This is a genomic window from Micromonospora sp. H61, assembly GCF_018070325.1.
Classification (GTDB): Bacteria; Actinomycetota; Actinomycetes; order Mycobacteriales; family Micromonosporaceae; genus Micromonospora; species Micromonospora salmantinae.
In genome coordinates this window covers 1-5141 of the sequence record NZ_JAGPXY010000139.1, presented here as the reverse complement: position 1 = coordinate 5141, position 5141 = coordinate 1, and the positions used below count along the sequence as shown (strand labels likewise).

Here is a 5141-nt window from a genome sequence, read left to right as displayed (position 1 = left end):
GGCAATAACTTCATGATCAACCAGGTCTGGGGACTGAGGCCGGAGGCCGGTGGGTGGGGTGGGGTTACTTCACTGAGGGGGTTACGAAGGGGGGTTTGGTCAGCTTCAGGGGGGCTCGGCGGCCTCGGATGTCGATCTCGACCTCGTCGCCGTCGGTCAGGTTGGCGTCGGTGTTCAGCAGGGCCAGTGCGATGCCCTGTTTGCGGGTTGGCGAGAAGGTGCCGCTGGTCACCTCACCCACCTGGGTGTCGCCTACGTGCAGGGTCATGCCGGGCCGCGGGATGGCCCGGTCGACGGCCACCAGGCCGCGCAGCGTACGCCGGGGGCCGGCGGCCTTCTCGGCGAGCAGCGCGTCGCGGCCCCAGAAGGCCGGCTTGTCCCAGCCGACCGCCCAGCCGGAGCGGGCCTGCACCGGGCTGATGTCCAGGGAGAGGTCCTGCCCGTGCAGCGGGTAACCCATCTCGGTCCGCAGTGTGTCCCGGGCGGCCAGCCCGCAGGCGCGCAGCTCGAACGCCGCGCCGGCGGCGAAGAGCGCGTCCCAGACGGCGACCGCGTGCTCCGCCGGCACCACCAGCTCGTAGCCCAGCTCACCCGTGTAGCCGGTACGGCAGACGGTCAGCTCCACCCCGGCCAGGCTCGCGGCGGAGAAGCTCATGTAGCCGTGTTCGGTGGGCAGGTCCAGGGCGGCCAGTAGCTCCGCCGAGCGGGGGCCCTGCACGGCCAGCACCGCGTACGCCTCGTGCTCGTCTGTGACGGTCACCTGCGCGGGAGCGGCGGCGCGCAACCGGCGCACCACCTCGGCGGTGTTCGCCGCGTTCGGGATGAGGAAGACGTGGTCGTCGGCGTAGAGGTAGGCGATGATGTCGTCCACCACGCCGCCGGTGGCGTCGTCGCAGCAGAGCGTGTACTGCGCCCGGCCCGGGCCGATCCGGCCGAGGTCGTTGCTGAGGCAGGAGTTGACGAAGTCGGCCGCACCGGGGCCGCTCACCCGGGCCTTGCCCAGGTGTGACACGTCGAAGACCCCGACCGCCGTACGCACCGCGGTGTGTTCCTTGAGCACTCCGCCGCCGGCGTACTCCAGGGGCATCTCCCAGCCCCCGAAGGGGGCGAACTTGGCTCCGGCGGCGGTGTGCCGCTCGTGCAGCGGGGAACGGCGCAGCCGGGTCGCGGCGGCGTCGGAGGTCACGTCGGTCATGGGTGGCAACTTACCGGGGGCAACGTCGCTGGTTAGCATCGGCGGGAGCCCGCTGGCGCTGTCGGCGGGACAGCCATGACGTCCGGCGGGTAGGTTCCGCCGGAGACCTTCACCGCTGGTACGCGACGCCGCGACCGGCCCGGCCCGCCCGGAGTAGCTTCAGTGACTTCACCCCGCACCACCAACCTGAGCCTGGTCGACACCGACCCGGCCGAGCTCGCCGTCGACGCGATCGTGATCGGCGTGCACAGCCAGACCGGAGAGCAGGGCGCCACCAGCGGCCTCGCCGGCACCCTGCTGCTCGCCAGCGGCGCGGAGAGCATCGCGGCCGCGTTCGACGGCAAGCTGACCGAGACCCTCGCGCTGCTCGGCGCGACCGGCGGGCCGGGTGAGGTCATCAAGCTGGCCACGCTGGGCACCGTGACCGCCCCGCTGGTCACCGCGGTCGGGCTCGGCCCGGAGCCGTCGGGTGCCGCACCGGCCCCGGAGACGCTGCGTCGGGCCGCCGGTGCGGCGATCCGGGCCCTGGCGGGCGCACCCACTGTCGCGCTGGCGCTGCCGCTGCCGGACGACGCGGACGCGTCGGCCGAGCTGCGCGCGGTCGCCGAGGGGGCGCTGCTGGGTGGGTACCGGTTCGCCGGTTACAAGACCCGGCCGCAGCCGACCCGGCGCGAGCCGGTGGCCGAGGTGCTCATCGCGGTGCCGGACGCCGCCGACGCGGGCGCCCGGGCGACCTCCGCCTGGGCGCAGGCGGTGGCGGGCGCGGTCCGGCTCAGCCGGGACTGGGTGAACACCGCGCCGAACGAGCTGCGTCCGCCGTCGTTCGCCGACGCGGTCGCCAGCGCGGCGCGCGAGGCGGGCCTCGGCGTCGAGGTGCTCGACGAGGCGGCGCTGGCCGCCGGCGGGTACGGCGGCATCGTCGCGGTGGGGCAGGGCTCGGAGGCCCCGCCTCGGCTGGTGAAGCTGACCTACACCCCGCAGGACGGCGGCAACGGCAAGCGGGTCGCACTGGTCGGCAAGGGCATCACCTTCGACACCGGCGGCATCTCGATCAAGCCGGCGCAGGGCATGTGGGAGATGAAGTCCGACATGGCGGGCGCCGCCGCGGTGGGCGCGGCCATGCTGGCGATCGCCGCGCTGAAGCCGACGGTGGCGGTCAGCGCGTACCTGCCGATGGCGGAGAACATGCCGTCGGGCACCAGCTACCGGCCGGGTGACGTGATCACCATGTTCAACGGCAAGCGGGTCGAGGTGCTCAACACCGACGCCGAGGGCCGGATGATCCTGGGCGACGCCATCGCCCGCGCCTGCGCGGACGGCACCGACTACCTGTTCGAGACCTCCACGCTGACCGGCGGCCAGGTCATCGCGCTGGGCAAGCGGATGGCCGGCGTGATGGGCACCCCGCAGCTGTGCGACCGGGTGAAGGTGGCCGGCGACGCCGTCGGCGAGCCGGCCTGGCCGATGCCGCTGCCCGACGACGTCCGTAAGGGCATGGAGTCGGATGTGGCGGACATCTCCCAGGTCAACGCCGGGATGGACCGGGCCGGCCACATGCTGCAGGGCGGTGTGTTCCTGCGCGAGTTCGTGACCGACGACGTGGCCTGGGCGCACATCGACATCGCCGGGCCGGGCTACCACTCGGGCGAGCCGATCGGCTACTGGACCAAGGGCGGCACTGGGGTTCCGGTCCGCACGCTGGTGCAGCTCGTCGAGGATGTCGCCACCAACGGCTGACGGGACATCCGAAAGGGGCTCCCTGCTCAAGGGGGCCCCTTTCGCGTGGCTCAGCGCCGCTCGGGTCGCGTGGCTCAGCGCCGCTCGGGTCGCGTGGCTCAGTGCCGCTCGGGGCGACGTTTGCGGCGCTCGTTGAAGTCGCGCATCCGCTGCGGGTAGCCCATCAGCCGGACGTCGTACACCGGGATGCCCATCCGGTACGCGAAGCGCCGGGCTCCGTCCGGGCCGTCGATGCGCCGGCGGGTCCACTCCCCGTCGTCGGCGATCAGGATGACAGTGGTCTCCGTCACCGTCGTACGGGGTTCGATGTACGCCTCGACGCCGCGCCGACTCCGGATGAAGTTCTCCAAATGCTCCAGATCGCCGCGACTGGCGGCACGGTCATGGCTCGGCACAGCCGCCTGTTTGCGGCGCCGGAACAAGCCCACCGGATCTCTCCCCCACGTTGCGTCATCGACGACGGTGCCAAGGGTACGTGTCGATGACGTGTCGTTGGGCACCTCGGTACGCACCCTGTGCCCAGTGGTGACAAGATGACCGAGGTGGGGTGTGTCCGTGTTACACCTCTGTGACCCCCGATGCAGCGACGCGACCTGGGAGTTGGACGTGAGCGAGCCGAACGAAGCGACCTTCGACATTGTCATTCTCGGAGGTGGCAGCGGCGGCTACGCGACCGCGCTGCGCGCCGTCCAGCTGGGCCTGAAGGTCGCGCTGGTGGAGAAGGGCAAACTCGGCGGCACCTGCCTGCACAACGGTTGCATCCCGACGAAGGCCCTGCTGCACGCCGCCGAGATCGCCGACCAGGCCCGCGAGTCGGAGCAGTTCGGCGTGAAGGCCGAGCTGATCGGCATCGACATGGCCGGGGTCAACGCGTACAAGGACGGTGTGATCTCCCGCCTGTACAAGGGCCTGCAGGGCCTGGTGAGCGGTTCGAAGAACATCACCTTCGTGGCCGGCGCCGGCAAGCTGGTCGGCAAGAACGTGGTCGAGGTGGACGGCAAGCGTTACACCGGCCGCAACATCGTCCTGGCCTCCGGCTCGTACGCGAAGAGCCTGCCCGGCCTGGAGGTCGACGGCGAGCGGATCATCACCAGCGACCACGCCCTCACGATGGACCGGGTGCCGTCGTCGGTGATCGTGCTCGGTGGCGGCGTGATCGGCGTCGAGTTCGCCAGCGTGTGGAAGTCCTTCGGTGTGGACGTGACGATCGTCGAGGCGCTGCCCCGGCTGGTCGCCGCCGAGGACGAGGAGTCGTCCAAGGCGCTGGAGCGGGCGTTCCGCAAGCGGAAGATCAACTTCAAGGTCGGCAAGCCGTTCGAGAAGGTCGAGAAGACCGACAGCGGCGTCAAGCTGACCATCTCCGGCGGCGAGACGGTCGAGGCGGAGCTGTTGCTGGTCGCCGTCGGCCGCGGCCCGAACACCGCCAACCTCGGGTACGAGGAGCAGGGCGTCAAGATGGACCGCGGCTACGTGCTGACCGACGAGCGGCTGCGCACCAGCGTGCCGAACGTCTACGCGGTCGGTGACATCGTGCCCGGCCTCCAGCTCGCGCACCGCGGCTTCCAGCAGGGCATCTTCGTGGCCGAGGAGATCGCCGGGCAGACCCCGGCCGTGATCGACGAGGTCGGCATCCCGCGCGTCACCTACTGCGACCCGGAGCTGGCGTCGGTGGGTCTCACCGAAGCCAAGGCCAAGGAGCAGTACGGCGCCGACAAGGTCAAGACGTACAACTACAACCTGGGTGGCAACGGCAAGAGCCAGATCCTCAAGACCACCGGCTTCGTGAAGCTGGTCCGGGTCGAGGACGGCCCGGTGGTCGGCGTGCACATGATCGGCGCCCGGGTGGGTGAGCTGATCGGTGAGGCGCAGCTCATCTACAACTGGGAGGCCTACCCGGCGGAGGTCGCCCAGCTCGTGCACGCCCACCCGACCCAGAACGAGGCCCTGGGCGAGGCGCACCTGGCCCTCGCCGGCAAGCCGCTGCACGCGCACGCCTGATCATCCAAAACCGCGGCGTCCGGCGACGGGCGAAGATCCCACCAGGGGAATGAAGGAGTCTCAGAAAATGCCGGTATCGGTCACCATGCCCCGGCTCGGCGAGAGCGTCACCGAGGGCACCGTCACTCGCTGGCTCAAGCAGGAGGGCGACACGGTCGAGGTCGACGAGCCCCTGCTCGAGGTCTCCACCGACAAGGTGGACACCGAGATC

General features: G+C 70.9%; 5 protein-coding genes. 3 read left to right on the top strand and 2 right to left on the bottom strand.

From position 1 onward, the window contains the following. Positions 1 to 64: 64 nt before the first annotated feature. Positions 65 to 1195, bottom strand: coding sequence for a glycine cleavage system aminomethyltransferase GcvT (gene gcvT, locus KBX08_RS32085; RefSeq protein ID WP_210787510.1), 1131 nt, complete (start codon positions 1193 to 1195; stop codon positions 65 to 67). 162 nt (positions 1196 to 1357) lie between these two features. Between gcvT and KBX08_RS32080 the strand changes: the two genes are divergently transcribed. Continuing rightward, positions 1358 to 2932: a leucyl aminopeptidase gene (locus KBX08_RS32080; RefSeq protein WP_210787509.1), complete on the top strand. Its 1575-nt coding sequence runs from the start codon at positions 1358 to 1360 to the stop codon at positions 2930 to 2932. Positions 2933 to 3030: 98 nt separating this feature from the next. Here KBX08_RS32080 and KBX08_RS32075 read toward each other — a convergent pair whose 3' ends face one another. Beyond that, positions 3031 to 3360 (bottom strand): hypothetical protein, encoded by a 330-nt coding sequence (locus KBX08_RS32075; protein ID WP_210787508.1) that lies wholly within the window; start codon positions 3358 to 3360, stop codon positions 3031 to 3033. Between the two features lie 178 nt (positions 3361 to 3538). Between KBX08_RS32075 and lpdA the strand changes: the two genes are divergently transcribed. Beyond that, entirely contained in the window at positions 3539 to 4930 is a 1392-nt protein-coding gene (gene lpdA / locus KBX08_RS32070; RefSeq protein WP_210787507.1) for a dihydrolipoyl dehydrogenase, read from the top strand. A 67-nt stretch (positions 4931 to 4997) separates the two neighbouring features. Beyond that, the coding region (locus KBX08_RS32065) for a biotin/lipoyl-containing protein (protein WP_307850709.1) at positions 4998 to 5141 on the top strand (144 nt) is incomplete at its 3' end.

Coding starts and splice junctions, on each gene's coding strand:
- gcvT (WP_210787510.1), bottom strand. CDS start 1,195: ATGACCGACGTGACCTCCGACGCCGCCGCGACCCGGCTGCGCCGTTCC.